Here is a 13,689-nt window from a genome sequence, read left to right as displayed (position 1 = left end):
ACACTTTGCGAGTATGCGGCATCGGCGGCCGTTACGGGCCGGAGTCAGGCGGAAGACCTAGGTCCGCGCCCGGTCCGAGGTCCGATGCGGGGCATGTGGAGCGGAGACTAGCGTTTCCGGCGTGCTGAAGACTTCCCCTGCCGTGCCCTCCCCCTTCACACCCGCCCCCGGCGGGCATGCTGAGGGGGTGACCCACGACGAGTTCCGCGCCGCCATGTCCCGGCTCGCCGCGGGCGTGGTCCTCGTGACCGCGCAGGAGCCGCCGCTCGACCCGGACGACCCGAACGCGCCCACCGGCGAGGACGTCGGCATGACCGCCACCGCGTTCATGTCCGTCTCCCTGGACCCGCCGCTGGTGCTCGTCAGCCTGCGGGAGGGCTCGCGCATGGACGACCTGCTCGCCGAGCAGCCCCTGTGGGGCGTCTCCGTCCTCGCCGAGAGCCAGCGCCACATCGCCGGCCGCTTCGCGATGAAGGGCCGCATCAGCGACCGCCTGCTCTTCGAGGACATCCCCTACGTCCGCGGCGAGGTCACCGGCTCACCCCTGGTGGGCGGCGCGCTGGCCACCCTGGAGTGCCGCACCGAGCAGCGCGTGCCGGCCGGCGACCACACCCTGGTCGTCGGCCGCGTCCTGACCGCCCGCGTACCGAGCGCGGACGGCGGGCCCCTGATGTACTTCAAGGGACGCTACCGGCAGTTGGGCTGACGCCCGAAAACCCCTCGCCGGGGGCCGTCAGGCGTCCTTAGGGTGCAGCGATGACCCACCTCGAGGAGATCACCCCGCACACCTTCGACGCCGCCGTGGGCATCCGGGTCCGCCCCGACCAGGAGCACGCGGTCTCACCGGTGATGCAGTCCCTCGCCGAGGCCTACGTCCATCCCGCGGGCGTGGCCTGGCCCCGCCTCGTCGTCGACGGCGGCCGGCCGGTCGGCTTCCTGATGGCCTTCGTCGACATCGACTGGCACGGCGACGGCACCGTGCGCCGCTCGGGCCTGTGGCGCCTCAACATCGCGGCCGACGCCCAGGGCCGCGGCTACGGCCGCTTCGCGGTCCGGTCGGTGGCGGAGGAACTGCGCAGGCGGGGCGCCAAGGAGATGTACGTCAGCTGGCACCCCGGCCCCGACGGCCCGGAGGCCTTCTACCTGGGCCTGGGCTTCCGCAAGAACGGCGAGGTGAGCGGGGGTCAGACGGTGGGGGTGCTGGAACTGGGGTGACGCCTTTCCCCGGAGCTGGGGTGACGCCTTTCCCCGGGGCTGGGGTGACGCTTTTCTCCGGGGTGCCCGCCCCTTGGCCCGTGGGGCGTCCTACCGCGTCCAGTCGCGCCCCGTGCGTCCCCGTTTGGTCTCCGCGCGCTGCTTCTTCTCGCGCAGGCGGCGTTCGTTGATGCCGCGCGGTATGCGCGTCGGCTTGCGCGGCTTCGGCGGCGGGGCCGTGGCCTCGGCGAGCAGCGCCGCCAGGCGTACGGCGGCGGCCTCCCGGTTGCGCCACTGCGAACGGTGCTCGGTGGCACGCACGCTGAGCACCCCGTCGACCAGCCGCGGCCCGAGCCGCTCCAGCGCACGCCGCTTCCACACCTCGGGCAGCGCCTCGGTGCGGGCGACGTCGAAGCGGACCTCGGCGGCGGAGTCGGACGTGTTGACGTGCTGTCCGCCGGGCCCCGACGACCGCGAGAAGCGCCACATCAGCTCGGCCTCGGGGAGCGCGACGGAACCGCGGATGAGATGGGGACCGGACATGCGGTCCATGTTCCCGGCTGGGCCCGCTCCACGTCATCCCATTTCCCGCCGGGGACGCACGGGCCGGTCCGAGCGGAAGCGGCGGGAGAAAACCGGAAGCGTCGAGTAAAAAAGGTAAAGCGGGCTGGAACCATCCATCGGGCCGCGACGTTCGTAGGGATGACGGTAGCTTCGCCCCCAGTGCGAAGCCTCGTACACACAGCGCATCGAGGAAGGACTCCCGACCATGGCAGTAAGCCTGTCCAAGGGTGGCAACGTCTCGCTCTCCAAGGAGGCTCCGGGCCTGACCGCCGTCACCGTGGGCCTGGGCTGGGACGTCCGCACCACCACCGGCACGGACTTCGACCTCGACGCGTCCGCGATCGCGGTCAACGGCCAGGGCAAGGTCTACTCCGACGCCCACTTCGTCTTCTTCAACAACAAGCAGACGCCGGACAACTCCATCGTCCACACCGGTGACAACCGCACCGGCGAGGGCGCCGGCGACGACGAGGCCATCAACGTCAACCTCGCCGCGCTCCCGGCCGACATCGACAAGATCGTCTTCCCGGTCTCCATCTACGACGCCGAGAACCGCGGCCAGAACTTCGGCCAGGTCCGCAACGCCTACATCCGTATCGTCAACCAGGCCGGTGGCGCCGAGATCGCGCGCTACGACCTGTCGGAGGACGCGGCCACCGAGACGGCCATGGTCTTCGGCGAGCTGTACCGCAACGGCGCGGAGTGGAAGTTCCGCGCCGTCGGCCAGGGCTACGCCTCGGGCCTGGTGGGCATCGCCCAGGACTTCGGCGTCAACGTCTGATCCGGCGCCCCGCGTGAAGGAGCCCCCGGCCGAGCACCGGGGGCTCCGGCGCACTACGGTCCCGCCATGATCCTCGACCCGCTCCCCCGCACGCCGGGCCACGACATCCCCGCCCCGCTGCTCACCGAACTCACCGCCCTGTACGCCTCCCAGCGCGCGTTCCAGGCCCTCAGCGGTGACTTCCCCGACCCGGACGACATCCGGCCGGAGCAGGTGGCGGCCTCGCTGGCCGAGGAGTTGGCGAACCCGGACACGGAGGTGCTGCTGGCCCGGAGCCAGGGCAGGCTCGTCGGCGTGGCCATCACCCTCGCGCACCACCCCGATCCGGCCGACCCGGACCCGTGGATCGGGCTGCTGATGGTCGACGCGGCCGTCCAGCGCCAGGGTCACGGCCGCCGCCTCGCCTCGGCCGTGGAGGACCGTTTCCGCGAGGCGGGCCGCACCGCCGTCCGCCTTGCGGTCCTCGTCGGCAACCCCAAGGCACTGGCCTTCTGGACCTCCCTCGGCTACGAGGTCATCGACCACCGCACCGACCTCCAGCAGGGCCGCGCCTGCACGGTGCTGCGCAAGCAATTGAAGGTGTGACATAGCGGGCGCCGAGCGCACGGCGGGCCGGCCGGACGCGTGAGCGCCCACCGGCGGCCCTGGCAGGGGCAGCCGGGCCCGTGAGCGTTCCTCACGGGTGGTCCGGCCGCCCGTCGCCGTACAGCCAGTCCCGCCAGATGGCGGTGAAGTCCTTCTCCGGTGCCTGCTCCTCCACATAGGCGATGAAGTCGGCGGTGGAGGCGTTGGAGTGGCGGTGGGCGTCCGCCCAGCCCTGCACGATGTCGTAGAAGGTGTCGTCGCCGACGGTCTGCCGGATCTTGTGCAGGACCATCGCGCCGCGCTGGTAGACCGGGTCGGCGGAGATCACGGCCGCGTCGGCGGGCTTGCCGGGCGGGAAGTCCCACAGGTCCTCGAACTCCTCCTGCCCGTGGTCGTACAGCTCCTGGAAGCGCTCCTCGGCGCTCTGCCCGCCGTGGTCCTCCGCGTACAGCCACTCCGCGTACGTCGCGAAGCCCTCGTTGAGCCACATGTCCCGCCAGCTCTTCGGCGTGACCGAGTCGCCGTACCACTGGTGGGCCAGTTCGTGCACGAAGGTCGGGAGGTCCGGGGCACCGGGGAAGACGGGACGGTTCTGCGTCTCCAGCGCGTACGTCGAGTCCTCCTCCCGTTCGACGATCACGCCGGTGGAGGAGAACGGGTACGGGCCGAAGTTGAGCCGCAGCCAGTCCATCACCTCCGGCAGCTTCGCCAGTACCGCCTTGCTGTCCTCGGCGCTCACCGGGTCGACGGCGGTCCAGACCGGCAGCCGGTCCTCACCGAGGGTGCCGGTGCGGACGTCGTAGCGGCCGATGCCGAGCGTGGCCAGGTAGCTCGCCATGGGCTCGGCGGTGTGCCAGTGGAAGGTGGTCCTCCCGTCCCGGGTGCTCCGGCTCGCCAGTTCCCCGTTGGACACCGCCGTCAGCCCCTGCGGCACGGTCACGGTGATGTCGTACGACGCCTTGTCGGACGGGTGGTGGTTGCCCGGGAACCACGCCATCGAGCCGACCGGCTCGCCCAGCGCCAGCGCGCCGTCCGCCGTGTACAGCCAGCCCTCCTTCGACCCGTCCGCGTCGTCGATCGTCTCGGGAGTGCCGGAGTAGCGGACGGAGACCCGCAGGGTCTTCCCTTTCCGGATCTCGTCGTGCGGGCGGACGGTCAGCTCCTGGCCGGCCCGGCTGAAGAGGGCGCCGGCCCCCTGGACGGTGACGTCCTCGACGGTCAGGCCCTTCAGATCCAGGTCGAAGGCGGACAGGTCCTGCGTCGCGCGGGCGGTGATGTCGGCACGGCCGGTGAGACGGCGGGCGCCGGGGTCGTAGGCGAGGGTCAGGGCGTAGTGGGTGACGTCATAGCCCCCGTTGCCGGCCTTCGGGAAGTACGGGTCGCGCAGGCCGGAGCCGCCCGGGGTGCCGTCGACGCCACCACCGCCGGTGCAGGCGGACAGGGCGAGCGTCAGCAGGAGCGCGGGGACTACGGGCGCATGTCGGGACACGTCGGGAATCCTATGGTCGTCGGGGTGTCTCCCTGACAGACCGATATGGCGGGGGGGCCGGTTCGGTGGCGACGGGCGGGTGGCCAGGGCGAGGGCAGAGCGGGTGGCTCGGGCGAGGGCCGGGCGGGTGGCTCGGTCAGGGGCAGCGCGGGTGGCTCGGGCGGCTCCGGTTCTCGGGGGCGGGCGTGACACCATCGGCTGGTGCTCGACATCGGTTACGCCCTCTCCTCCCGTTTCCCGGACCCGCCGCAGACGGACTACCGGCGCGCGGACGTCCACGCCCTGCGCCACGACCTGTTCTGCGGGGACGTGTACCTCGCCGACACCAAGTCCGACCGGGAGCTGTCCACAGCCTGGGGATGGGTTCCGGTGCTGGACTTCGCGTGGGCGCTGTGCGACATCGTCGAGCGCGTCGACCGCGACCCGGCCGGCTCCCGCGCCGCCCGGCCGCAGCGCGCGGAGCTGGACTTCACCGAGTCCACCGACCGGATGCTGTTCGAGCGCCGCTTCGGCTGGGTCGACATCACCGCGGACTGGGTGCCGGCCGAGGAGGCGCCGCTGTCCTTCTCCCACGCCGAACTGCGCCGCGAGGCACGGGACTTCCTGCACGACCTGATCGCCGACCTGTGCGACATGCACGAGGACCTCGCGGAGAACCCGGCGATCTGGACCCTCCAGGCCCGGTTCCCGCGGGTGTCCTGACCGCCCACTGCCAGACGCGGATGCCTGCGGCGCGGGTGCGGGTGCCTGCGGCGCTGGGCGCGTTGTCGTCTGCGGGTGCGTTGCGGCTGGTCGCGCCGTTCCCCGCGCCCCTTTTGTGCCTGCGGCGGCCCGTTGCGGTCCGGTGGGTGGTTGCGGTCTCGCCTGCGGTGCGTTGTGGGGCGGGGACGGGGTGGGGGCCGTCGTCGCAACCGGTACAGGGGGCGCGGCGCGGCGGTCAGTCCTCCACTCTGAAGCCCAGGCCCGCCGCCAGTCGGGGGGCCAGGTCCAGGAGCTGGGCTGTACTGATGACCGCGCCGGCCATGGTCTCCAGGCCGTGGGCGATGTCCAGGGGGGCCGCGCCGCGCAGGTCCACGTCCGTGAGGGTCGCGCCGGTGAAGTCCGCGTCCTTGATCGTGCAGTCGGTGAACTCCACCCGTTCCAGGCGGGCGCCCGCGAAGTCCGGTTCCACCAGAACGCAGCCGGTGAAGACGACATCGCGCAGGCGGGCACCGCGCAGGTTGAGGCAGTCGATCTTTCCGCCGCGGACCAGGACCCGCTCCAGCACCGCGCCGTGCAACTGGACGCCGCCCAGGCGCGGGTCGGTCAGCTCGACGTCCCGCAGCGTGGACTCCGCCAGGTCCGTGCCCACGCCCCGTACGTCCGACAGCACCGAGTCCAGCACGCGGGCATGGTGCAGCCGTGTCCCGTCCAGTGCGCAGCCTCTGAGCGCGCAGTCCATGAAGCGGGCGCCCGCGCCGTCCTCGCCGGTCAGGTCCACGGCCGCGAACTCCAGGCCGTCGTAGTCCCCGTCGGGCTCCAGCCCCTCCTTGTCGTACCGCTCCAGGTGCGGCAGGCGCACCTCCGGCCGCCGTGCCGCCTTCACGCCCGTCCCGCCACGCGTTCCCCTTGCCATGCCCCCATGCTGCACCCCACCACTGACAATCACGCCGACCTGCGAGGACACGAACGTGACCGGCCGGATTCCCGCATCCGGTGTGCTGTCGGAGGTCTCCTTCACCAGCGCGCCGACGGCCGTGTCGCCGGCACCGGGACACCGGAACACGCTTGACCTCAAGCGCGCTTGAGGTCGAAGAGTGGGCTCCGTCCGAACACACGGCGAACGGGGTTACCTCCATGCACGCGATCCGTCTTCACGCCTTCGGTCCCGCCGAGAACCTGACGTACGAGCAGGTCGAGGACCCGGAGCCCGCCCCGGGCCAGGTCCGTGTCGCCGTGGCCGCCGCCGGCGTGCACCTCCTCGACACGGCCCTGCGCGAGGGTGTGCGGGGCCCCGTACCCGAGCTGCCCGCCCTGCCGACCGTCCCGGGCCGCGAGGTCGCCGGCACCGTCGACGCCCTCGGCGACGGCGTCGACCCGTCCTGGCTCGGCAAACGCGTGGTCGCCCACCTCGGCTTCGCGCCAGGCGGTTACGCGGAGCTGGCCGTCACCGACGCCGCCCGGCTGCACGAGATCCCGGAGAACCTGGACCCGGCGCAGGCGGTCGCCATGATCGGCACGGGCCGTACGGCGATGGGGATCGCGCAGTTCGCGGACGACCTGGGCCCCGGCTCGGTGGCCGTCGTCCTGGCGGCCGCCGGCGGCATCGGCACGCTCCTGGTGCAGTACGCGAGGAACGCCGGCGCGACCGTCGTGGGGCTCGCGGGCGGCCCGCACAAGACCGCCCGCGTGCAGGCGAACGGCGCCGATCTCGCCGTCGACTACACCGACCCCGCCTGGCCCGGCAAGGTCCGCGCCTTCCTCGGCGGCCGGCCCGCCACCGTCGTCCTCGACGGCGTGGGCGGCGACGCGGCCCGTGAGGCGGTCGCCCTGCTCGGCCCCGGGGGCCGGCACCTGGTGTTCGGCTGGTCCGCGCAGGGCATCCGCGACGGCGAGCCGTACCTCGTCGACGGCGTCTCCGAGCAGGTCCTCGGCCCGGCGATGTTCGCCCGGGCGGGCGGCCCGGACCCGCTGCGCACCCTGGAACTGCGCGCGCTCACCGAGGCCGGCGCCGGCCGCCTCGTCCCGGCCGTCCAGCGCTTCCCGCTCGCCGAGGCGGCCGCCGCGCACCGCGCGCTCGAAACCCGGCGTACGACCGGAAAGGTGGTTCTCGAGCCATGAAACGGCACCACACCACCCGGGATGCGATACGTCCAGATTCATGGTCTTCTGACCGGGTGACTGTCACCCGAACAGGCGAACCCGCGACGGGGACCGACCCGCACCGCTGGTGGGGCCTGGTGATCATCGCGCTCGCGCAGCTGATGGTGGTCCTGGACGCCACCATCGTGAACATCGCGCTGCCCTCCGCCCAGCGCGACCTGGGCATGACCGACGCCAACCGGCAGTGGGTGATCACCGCCTACACCCTCGCCTTCGGCGGACTGCTCCTGCTCGGCGGCCGGATCGCCGACCTGGTCGGCCGCAAACGGACCTTCGTCTTCGGGCTGGTCGGCTTCGCCGCCGCCTCCGCGCTCGGCGGCGCCGCCACCGGCGCCGGCATGCTCTTCGGCGCCCGCGCCCTGCAGGGCGTCTTCGCGGCCGTCCTCGCCCCCTCCGCGCTCTCCCTGCTCACCACGACGTTCACCGACCCCAAGGAACGCGGCAAGGCGTTCGGCATCTACGGCGCCCTCGCCGGCAGCGGCTCGGCCATCGGCTTCATCGTCGGCGGACTGCTCACCGAGTACCTCAACTGGCGCTGGTGCCTCTACGTCAACGTGCCCATCGCCGTCATCGCCGTCGTCGGCGCGCTCACCCTGCTGCACGACCGCCCCGGCCACGCGGGCGTCCGCCTCGACGTGCCCGGCGTCGTCCTCGGCTGCGGCGGCCTCGTCGCGATCGTCTACGGCTTCAGCGAGGCCCAGCCGCGCGGCTGGACCGACCCGCTGGTCCTCGCCCTCTTCGCGGCCGGTGTCGTCCTGCTCGCGACCTTCGTCTGGTGGCAGACCCGGGCACCGAGCCCCCTGCTCCCACTGCACATCATCAAGGAACGCAACCGCGCGGGCTGCTTCCTCACCATGATGCTCGCGGTGATCGGCATGTTCGGGCTGTTCCTGTTCATGACCTACTACCTCCAGGTCATCCTCGGCTACTCGCCCGTCCGCACCGGCCTGGCCTTCCTGCCGCTGACCGCGGCGATCATCGTCGGCTCCACCCAGATCAGCGCCCGCCTGCTGCCCCACGTGGCGCCGCGCATGCTGATGGTCCCGGGGATGATCCTCGCCGCCGGCGGCATGGTGATCCTCACGCAGATGACGGTGGACTCCTCCTACACCACGGAGATCCTGCCCGCGCTGCTGCTGATGGGCCTCGGCATGGGCCTGACCTTCATGCCGGTGTTCTCCACGGCCACCGCGGGCGTCGCCCCGCAGGACTCCGGTGTCACCTCGGCGACCGTGAACACCTCCCAGCAGGTCGGCGGCTCCATCGGCACGGCGCTGCTGAACACCGTCGCCACCACCAGCAGCGCCACCTGGATCACCGCCCACCTGGCCGGCCCCGGCCGGCGGGCGCTGATCATCCGCGAGGGCGTGGTCCACGGCTACACGGTCGCGATCTGGTGCGCCGCCGCGGTCATGCTCCTCGCCGGCCTGGTGGCGGGCCTGATGGTCACCGTCCGCCCGCCGTCGCACGGAGCCCGCGCGGAGACACCCGTACCGGAGTCGGTGGCCTGACGCCTTGTCGTCAATGCCTCCCGGCGACCCGGTCCGCCAGCCGCGCCAGCCGGGAGGACTCGGTGCTGTGCGCCGTACGCTCCCGGCGGTCCGCCGCCCGGTACACGGCGTACATCCCCTGCACGCCCACCCACCGGAACGGCTCCGGCTCCCACTTGCGCACCCGGTGCCCCACCCACGGCAGCTCGGTCAGGTCGGTGCGCCCGCCCTGCCCGGAGTCCTGCTGCACCAGGTCCCGCAGCGTCCGGGCGGCCAGGTTGGTGGTGGCGACGCCCGAACCGACGTAACCCCCCGCCCAGCCCAGCCCCGTCGACCGGTCCAGGGTCACCGTCGCGCACCAGTCCCGCGGCACCCCCAGCACGCCCGACCAGGCGTGCGCGATGCCGACTCCCGCAAGCGACGGGAAGAACTGCACCAGGATCTCCCGCAGTGCCGCGATCGTCGCGTCCTGCGTCCGCCCGTCGTTGTCGGTCTGCGAGCCGAAGCGGTACGGCACCCCGCGTCCGCCCAGCGCGATCCGCCCGTCGGCGGTGCGCTGCGCGTACATGTAGGCGTGCGCCATGTCGCCCAGCGTCTCCCGGCCGTCCCAGCCGATCCGGGCCCACTGCTCCTCGCTCAGCGGCTCGGTGGCGATCATCGAGGAGTTCATCGGCAGCCAGGTGCGCCGCTGCCCCTTCAGCGAGGCCGTGAACCCCTCCGTGCAGCGCAGCACATAGGGCGCCCGGACCGTGCCGTACGGCGTCACCGCGTGCCGGGGCCGGATCTCCGTCACCGGCGTCGACTCGTGAATGGTCACCCCGAGCGCCTCGACGGCCGAGGCCAGCCCCTTCAGCAGCTTCACCGGGTGCAGCCGGGCCCCGTGCGGCGTCCACGTCGAGCCCACCGCGGCCGCCACCCGGATCCGCTCGGCGGTCTCCCGCGCGCCGTACAGCTCACGGTCCTTCTCCCCGAAGGCGACCTCCGCCGCGTGGAAGGACTTCAGCCGGGCCAGCTGGGCCGGGGTGGTGGCCACCTCCAGCACGCCGCCCTTGTGCAGGTCCGCGTCGATGCCCTCCGCCCCGGCGACCGCGATCACCTCGTCGACGGTGTCGTTCATCGCCTGCTGCAACCGCACCGCCGCGTCCCGGCCGTGCAGCTTCGCGTACCGGTCGCGGCCGGCGATGCCGTTGTACAGCCAGCCCCCGTTGCGCCCGGAGGCGCCGTATCCGCAGAACTTCTGCTCCAGGACGACGACCCGCAGAAATGGAGCGGCCTTCTTCAGGTAGTACGCCGTCCACAGGCCCGTGTAGCCGCCGCCGACGATCACCACGTCGGCGGAGGTGTCACCGGGCAGCGGCTCCCGCGCGGGGGGAAGGCCGTCGTCCGCGTACCAGAAGGAGATGCCGCCGTTCACGACAGTGCTGCTCATGGATGCGGACGTTAACCCGCCGGCGTGACCCCTGTCTCCTTCGGATTCCGTGGAATTTCCCGCCCCCGGGTCAGCGGGTGACACGCGAGGCCGATCAGCACGGAGGCGAAGTGACCGAGGTCGGTGAAGGTCGGACCGGCCGTCAGCGGCAGGCCGTAGAAGACCAGCACCGCGAACAGGTACACGTACCGCCACGGCCCCGGAATCCGGTACGTCAGCACCCCGACGACACCCGCCAGGGCGTAACTCACCCCGATGTCCAGCGCGTCGGCCTCCGAGTGCGGGGCGAGCCCGCCGCGGATCGCGACGAGCAGCACCCCCTGGCTGAGCAGCGTGGCCAGCACATGCGCCGCCACGCACACCACCAGCCAGCGCACCGTCCCCAGCCACCGCTCGGCCGGCGCGTGGAACACGCTGTACAGCACGGCGTACGGCAGCCAGCGCCCGCCGTCGATCCACATCGCGCTGGCGATGAGCACCCGCACCGGGTTCTGCGACAGCTCCTCCAGGTTGGTCGAGCGCTGCCGCAGGAAATCGCGCTCGAACTCCGGTGACATGCGGTGCAGGGCGACCGTGGTGACGAACAGAATCCCCAGCCAGACGTACGTCCCCGGCGCGCGGCGGACGTAGGCCCCGACCCGGCGCAGACCCCGCGTAATTCGCATGAGCCGATTCACGCACAGCAGTATCGTCCGACTGGTGATCGACATTCCGGACGAGCTGGCGGCGTCACAGGAGGAGTACAACGGCGAGGCGGGCCGCGCGTTCGTCGCGCGCCTGCCTGACCTCGCGGCCCGCTTCCTGGACCGCTGGCGGCTGCGGCTGGACGGCAAGCCGATGTACGGCGTGTGCGCCCTGGTCCTGCCCGTCGTCCGCGCCGACGCACTGCGCGCCGTCCTCAAGCTCCAGCTCCTCGACGAGGAGAGCGCGGGCGAGCCCGTCGCCCTGCGCCTGTGGGACGGCGACGGCGCGGTACGCCTGATCGACCACGACGAGGCCACCGGCACGATGCTGCTGGAACGCCTCGACGCCTCCCGTATGCTCGCCCACCACCCCGACGCCCACGAGGCGGTCGAGGTGATCGCCGCCCTGCTGGCGCACCTCAACTCCACCCCCGCCCCACCCGGCCTGCGCCGCCTCGGCGACATCGCGCAGCGGATGCTCGACCGCACCCCGGGTGCGCTGCCCCGCATCCCCGACCCCGGGGCCCGCCGGATCGTCGCGGACTGCGCCGCGGCCGTACGCGAGGTCGTCGCCGAACCCGGCGACCGCCTGCTGCACTGGGACCTGCACGACGAGAACGTCCTGGCCGGCGACCGCGCCGACTGGCTCGCCATCGACCCCAAACCCCTCGCCGGCGACCCCGGCTTCGAACTGTGGCCGGCCCTCGACAACCGCTACGACCCCGGCGACGTCCGGTGGCGCTTCGACGCGATGACCGCCGTCATGGACCTCGACCGGGAACGCGCCCGCGCCTGGACCCTGGGCCGCCTCCTGCAGAACGCCCTGTGGGACATCGAGGACGGCCGCCCCCTGGACCCGGAGCAGCTCGAGATCGCCCGCCGTCTGCGCCCGCCCCTGCACCCCTGACGAGGAAGAGCCCCGATGATCCGCCCCGCCACGCCCGCCGACGTCCCCGTCATCCACACCCTGATCCAGGAACTCGCCACCTACGAGAAGGCCCCGCAGGAGGCGAAGGCGACCCCCGCCCAGCTCCACGACGCCCTGTTCTGCGACCACCCGGCCGCCTTCGCGCACATCGCCGAGGACGACGACACCGGCGAGCCGGTCGGCTTCGCGCTGTGGTTCCTGTCCTTCTCCACCTGGCGCGGCACGCACGGCATCTACCTCGAGGACCTCTACGTCCGCCCCGAGGCCCGCGGCGGCGGCCACGGCAAGGCCCTGCTCACCGAACTGGCCCGCATCTGCACCCGGCGCGGCTACCAGCGCCTGGAGTGGTCCGTCCTCAACTGGAACACCCCCGCGATCGGCTTCTACGACGCCCTCGGCGCCCGCCCCCAGAACGACTGGACGGTCTACCGCCTGACGGACGAGGCACTGACACAGCTGGGCCGGCACGACTGACCAGGAAGTGACCTCAGCCACGCGAGGAATGAATCTTCCGGGACGCCCAATAACGCACGAGTGCCGCGATCGGCGCCAGGGTGACGAGGACGAGCGCCGCTGTCCACAGTCTGTCCCCCCAGGCACCCCCCGAGGCAAGAAGTCCCACGACGGAATATATCGCGAACAGCAGCACGACCCAGTAGAGCGCTTGAGCAATAAACATTCCGATTGAAGTGGGAGCAGTCACCAGCAGGCCCCTGCGAAGTATTCCATAGACCCGTTGACGCCTTGGGGTCTCGGCCAATTCGACGGGACCGGGCATACTCGCAAAGGCTCGGTCCAGGGCGCCGTACGCCCATTTCTCCGCCTCGGCACTCCCTGGAGCTTCCGGCATGCGGCGGGACGCCTCGAGCGTGTGCTGTATGAGGCTCATGTAGCGGCTCGTGTCATCGATCGCCTGACGTTGACGAACCGCTTCGTTGCGCCTTGTCCGCCAATCCTGGAGTACGGCGCTGGCGACCGTGAGAATCGCGGCCATGGTCGCTCCCGCTACCGCTGCCGCTACGGGAATCAAACTCGAACCGGCTGCCATCAGCTCAGAAGACCCGTTCATCACTGATCCCCCATCAGGCTGTAGGAGATACCACGGGCAACCACACATTTTTCCTGTGGGCAGCTTTTCCACGTGGCTTTTTGGGTCCCTTCTTCAGCCTAAGTCCCTCGCCCCGCGGTCGCGAGTGCACCGGCGGGTCCGACCAACTGGCGTGAAGCCGGAGGCGACCTGCGAAGCAGAGGAAACACGCGCTTCCACCTGATGCAATTTCAACTTCCGTCGAGGTTTGTGACGCCGGTCACCCGGCAGGGGGCCGTCGCCCCCGTGGACCCGACCACCCGGTCGCGCCTGCCCCTGACCACGAGTGACCCGCCGGCCGATGGCACCCGTAGATGCCGAACGCCCCGGACCGATCGTCGGCCGGGGCGTTCGCGCTGATGAGCGTCAGAGCCCCCTGTCGGATTCGAACCGACGACCTTCGCTTTACAAGAGCGGTGCTCTAACCAGCTGAGCTAAGGAGGCCCGGGTCCGTGCGGCACGGACACGCCCGTGCAGTCTACCCACCTCCCGCGGCGGCCCGATCGAAAATTTCCGCGAAGTTCACCGGGGCCCGCCTACTGACAGACCAGGTGAACGCCAGGTACCGTCCTGTGCCAGTTCACCTGCGTGGACTAC

At 71.7% G+C, this 13,689-nt stretch carries 15 protein-coding genes and 1 tRNA gene; 9 read left to right on the top strand and 7 right to left on the bottom strand.

What is annotated here, in order from left to right; translation table 11 throughout:
- The first annotated feature begins 121 nt into the window (after nucleotides 1-121).
- Together ACZ64A_RS21165 and ACZ64A_RS21160 are read left to right on the top strand one after the other, a co-directional pair.
- Nucleotides 122-706 carry a flavin reductase family protein gene (locus tag ACZ64A_RS21165; RefSeq protein WP_469812085.1) on the top strand — a complete coding sequence of 195 codons (585 nt, stop codon included), beginning with the start codon at nucleotides 122-124 and terminating at the stop codon, nucleotides 704-706.
- 50 nt (nucleotides 707-756) lie between these two features.
- Nucleotides 757-1,215, top strand: a complete 459-nt coding sequence (locus ACZ64A_RS21160; RefSeq protein WP_469812084.1) for a GNAT family N-acetyltransferase — start codon at nucleotides 757-759, stop codon at nucleotides 1,213-1,215.
- A 90-nt stretch (nucleotides 1,216-1,305) separates the two neighbouring features.
- On the opposite strand, the gene arfB is transcribed toward ACZ64A_RS21160, so the two are convergent.
- Nucleotides 1,306-1,746, bottom strand: coding sequence for an alternative ribosome rescue aminoacyl-tRNA hydrolase ArfB (gene arfB / locus ACZ64A_RS21155; RefSeq protein WP_469812082.1), 441 nt, complete (start codon nucleotides 1,744-1,746; stop codon nucleotides 1,306-1,308).
- A 217-nt stretch (nucleotides 1,747-1,963) separates the two neighbouring features.
- Here arfB and ACZ64A_RS21150 point away from each other — a divergent pair, with 217 nt between their 5' ends.
- Together ACZ64A_RS21150 and ACZ64A_RS21145 are read left to right on the top strand one after the other, a co-directional pair.
- Nucleotides 1,964-2,539 (top strand): TerD family protein, encoded by a 576-nt coding sequence (locus ACZ64A_RS21150; protein ID WP_469812081.1) that lies wholly within the window; start codon nucleotides 1,964-1,966, stop codon nucleotides 2,537-2,539.
- Between the two features lie 66 nt (nucleotides 2,540-2,605).
- Nucleotides 2,606-3,124, top strand: coding sequence for a GNAT family N-acetyltransferase (locus ACZ64A_RS21145; protein WP_469812079.1), 519 nt, complete (start codon nucleotides 2,606-2,608; stop codon nucleotides 3,122-3,124).
- Nucleotides 3,125-3,215: 91 nt separating this feature from the next.
- On the opposite strand, the gene ACZ64A_RS21140 is transcribed toward ACZ64A_RS21145, so the two are convergent.
- On the bottom strand, nucleotides 3,216-4,613 hold the full coding sequence (locus ACZ64A_RS21140) for a M1 family metallopeptidase (RefSeq protein ID WP_469812078.1): 1,398 nt from the start codon (nucleotides 4,611-4,613) through the stop codon (nucleotides 3,216-3,218).
- Nucleotides 4,614-4,814: 201 nt separating this feature from the next.
- Between ACZ64A_RS21140 and ACZ64A_RS21135 the strand changes: the two genes are divergently transcribed.
- The gene (locus tag ACZ64A_RS21135) at nucleotides 4,815-5,315 is read left to right on the top strand and encodes a hypothetical protein (protein WP_469812076.1); all 501 of its coding nucleotides are present in this window, start codon (nucleotides 4,815-4,817) and stop codon (nucleotides 5,313-5,315) included.
- 235 nt (nucleotides 5,316-5,550) lie between these two features.
- On the opposite strand, the gene ACZ64A_RS21130 is transcribed toward ACZ64A_RS21135, so the two are convergent.
- Nucleotides 5,551-6,228 (bottom strand): pentapeptide repeat-containing protein, encoded by a 678-nt coding sequence (locus tag ACZ64A_RS21130; protein ID WP_469812075.1) that lies wholly within the window; start codon nucleotides 6,226-6,228, stop codon nucleotides 5,551-5,553.
- A gap of 221 nt (nucleotides 6,229-6,449) precedes the next feature.
- Between ACZ64A_RS21130 and ACZ64A_RS21125 the strand changes: the two genes are divergently transcribed.
- Nucleotides 6,450-7,433 (top strand): zinc-binding dehydrogenase, encoded by a 984-nt coding sequence (locus ACZ64A_RS21125; RefSeq protein WP_469812073.1) that lies wholly within the window; start codon nucleotides 6,450-6,452, stop codon nucleotides 7,431-7,433.
- Nucleotides 7,434-7,489: 56 nt separating this feature from the next.
- Nucleotides 7,490-8,986, top strand: a complete 1,497-nt coding sequence (locus ACZ64A_RS21120; RefSeq protein WP_469812071.1) for an MFS transporter — start codon at nucleotides 7,490-7,492, stop codon at nucleotides 8,984-8,986.
- Between the two features lie 10 nt (nucleotides 8,987-8,996).
- On the opposite strand, the gene ACZ64A_RS21115 is transcribed toward ACZ64A_RS21120, so the two are convergent.
- Together ACZ64A_RS21115 and ACZ64A_RS21110 are read right to left on the bottom strand one after the other, a co-directional pair.
- The gene (locus ACZ64A_RS21115) at nucleotides 8,997-10,394 is read right to left on the bottom strand and encodes an NAD(P)/FAD-dependent oxidoreductase (RefSeq protein WP_469812069.1); all 1,398 of its coding nucleotides are present in this window, start codon (nucleotides 10,392-10,394) and stop codon (nucleotides 8,997-8,999) included.
- An 11-nt stretch (nucleotides 10,395-10,405) separates the two neighbouring features.
- Complete coding sequence (locus ACZ64A_RS21110; RefSeq protein WP_469812067.1) at nucleotides 10,406-11,059, bottom strand: rhomboid-like protein; 654 nt, start codon at nucleotides 11,057-11,059, stop codon at nucleotides 10,406-10,408.
- Between ACZ64A_RS21110 and ACZ64A_RS21105 the strand changes: the two genes are divergently transcribed.
- Together ACZ64A_RS21105 and ACZ64A_RS21100 are read left to right on the top strand one after the other, a co-directional pair.
- Nucleotides 11,058-11,984: an aminoglycoside phosphotransferase family protein gene (locus tag ACZ64A_RS21105; protein ID WP_469812065.1), complete on the top strand. Its 927-nt coding sequence runs from the start codon at nucleotides 11,058-11,060 to the stop codon at nucleotides 11,982-11,984. The genes ACZ64A_RS21110 and ACZ64A_RS21105 overlap by 2 nt on opposite strands.
- Nucleotides 11,985-11,999: 15 nt before the next feature.
- Nucleotides 12,000-12,479 carry a GNAT family N-acetyltransferase gene (locus ACZ64A_RS21100; protein ID WP_469812062.1) on the top strand — a complete coding sequence of 160 codons (480 nt, stop codon included), beginning with the start codon at nucleotides 12,000-12,002 and terminating at the stop codon, nucleotides 12,477-12,479.
- Between the two features lie 13 nt (nucleotides 12,480-12,492).
- Here ACZ64A_RS21100 and ACZ64A_RS21095 read toward each other — a convergent pair whose 3' ends face one another.
- Complete coding sequence (locus tag ACZ64A_RS21095; RefSeq protein WP_469812061.1) at nucleotides 12,493-12,999, bottom strand: hypothetical protein; 507 nt, start codon at nucleotides 12,997-12,999, stop codon at nucleotides 12,493-12,495.
- A gap of 463 nt (nucleotides 13,000-13,462) precedes the next feature.
- Nucleotides 13,463-13,536 (bottom strand) — tRNA-Thr (locus ACZ64A_RS21090).
- Nucleotides 13,537-13,689: the final 153 nt, after the last annotated feature.

It is taken from the genome of Streptomyces sp. NPDC104814, from assembly GCF_055583185.1.
Note: the sequence above shows the minus strand (reverse complement) of the source record. Positions and strands in the feature narration are given on the sequence as shown.

Bases quoted from the DNA above. Each gene is read 5' to 3' on its own strand.
- ACZ64A_RS21160 (WP_469812084.1), top strand. From the start codon at position 757: ATGACCCACCTCGAGGAGATCACCCCGCACACCTTCGACGCCGCCGTG.
- ACZ64A_RS21095 (WP_469812061.1), bottom strand. From the start codon at position 12,999: ATGGCCGCGATTCTCACGGTCGCCAGCGCCGTACTCCAGGATTGGCGG.
- arfB (WP_469812082.1), bottom strand. From the start codon at position 1,746: ATGGACCGCATGTCCGGTCCCCATCTCATCCGCGGTTCCGTCGCGCTC.
- ACZ64A_RS21130 (WP_469812075.1), bottom strand. From the start codon at position 6,228: ATGGCAAGGGGAACGCGTGGCGGGACGGGCGTGAAGGCGGCACGGCGG.
- ACZ64A_RS21110 (WP_469812067.1), bottom strand. From the start codon at position 11,059: ATGCGAATTACGCGGGGTCTGCGCCGGGTCGGGGCCTACGTCCGCCGC.
- ACZ64A_RS21105 (WP_469812065.1), top strand. From the start codon at position 11,058: ATGAGCCGATTCACGCACAGCAGTATCGTCCGACTGGTGATCGACATT.
- ACZ64A_RS21115 (WP_469812069.1), bottom strand. From the start codon at position 10,394: ATGAGCAGCACTGTCGTGAACGGCGGCATCTCCTTCTGGTACGCGGAC.
- ACZ64A_RS21100 (WP_469812062.1), top strand. From the start codon at position 12,000: ATGATCCGCCCCGCCACGCCCGCCGACGTCCCCGTCATCCACACCCTG.
- ACZ64A_RS21150 (WP_469812081.1), top strand. From the start codon at position 1,964: ATGGCAGTAAGCCTGTCCAAGGGTGGCAACGTCTCGCTCTCCAAGGAG.
- ACZ64A_RS21145 (WP_469812079.1), top strand. From the start codon at position 2,606: ATGATCCTCGACCCGCTCCCCCGCACGCCGGGCCACGACATCCCCGCC.
- ACZ64A_RS21125 (WP_469812073.1), top strand. From the start codon at position 6,450: ATGCACGCGATCCGTCTTCACGCCTTCGGTCCCGCCGAGAACCTGACG.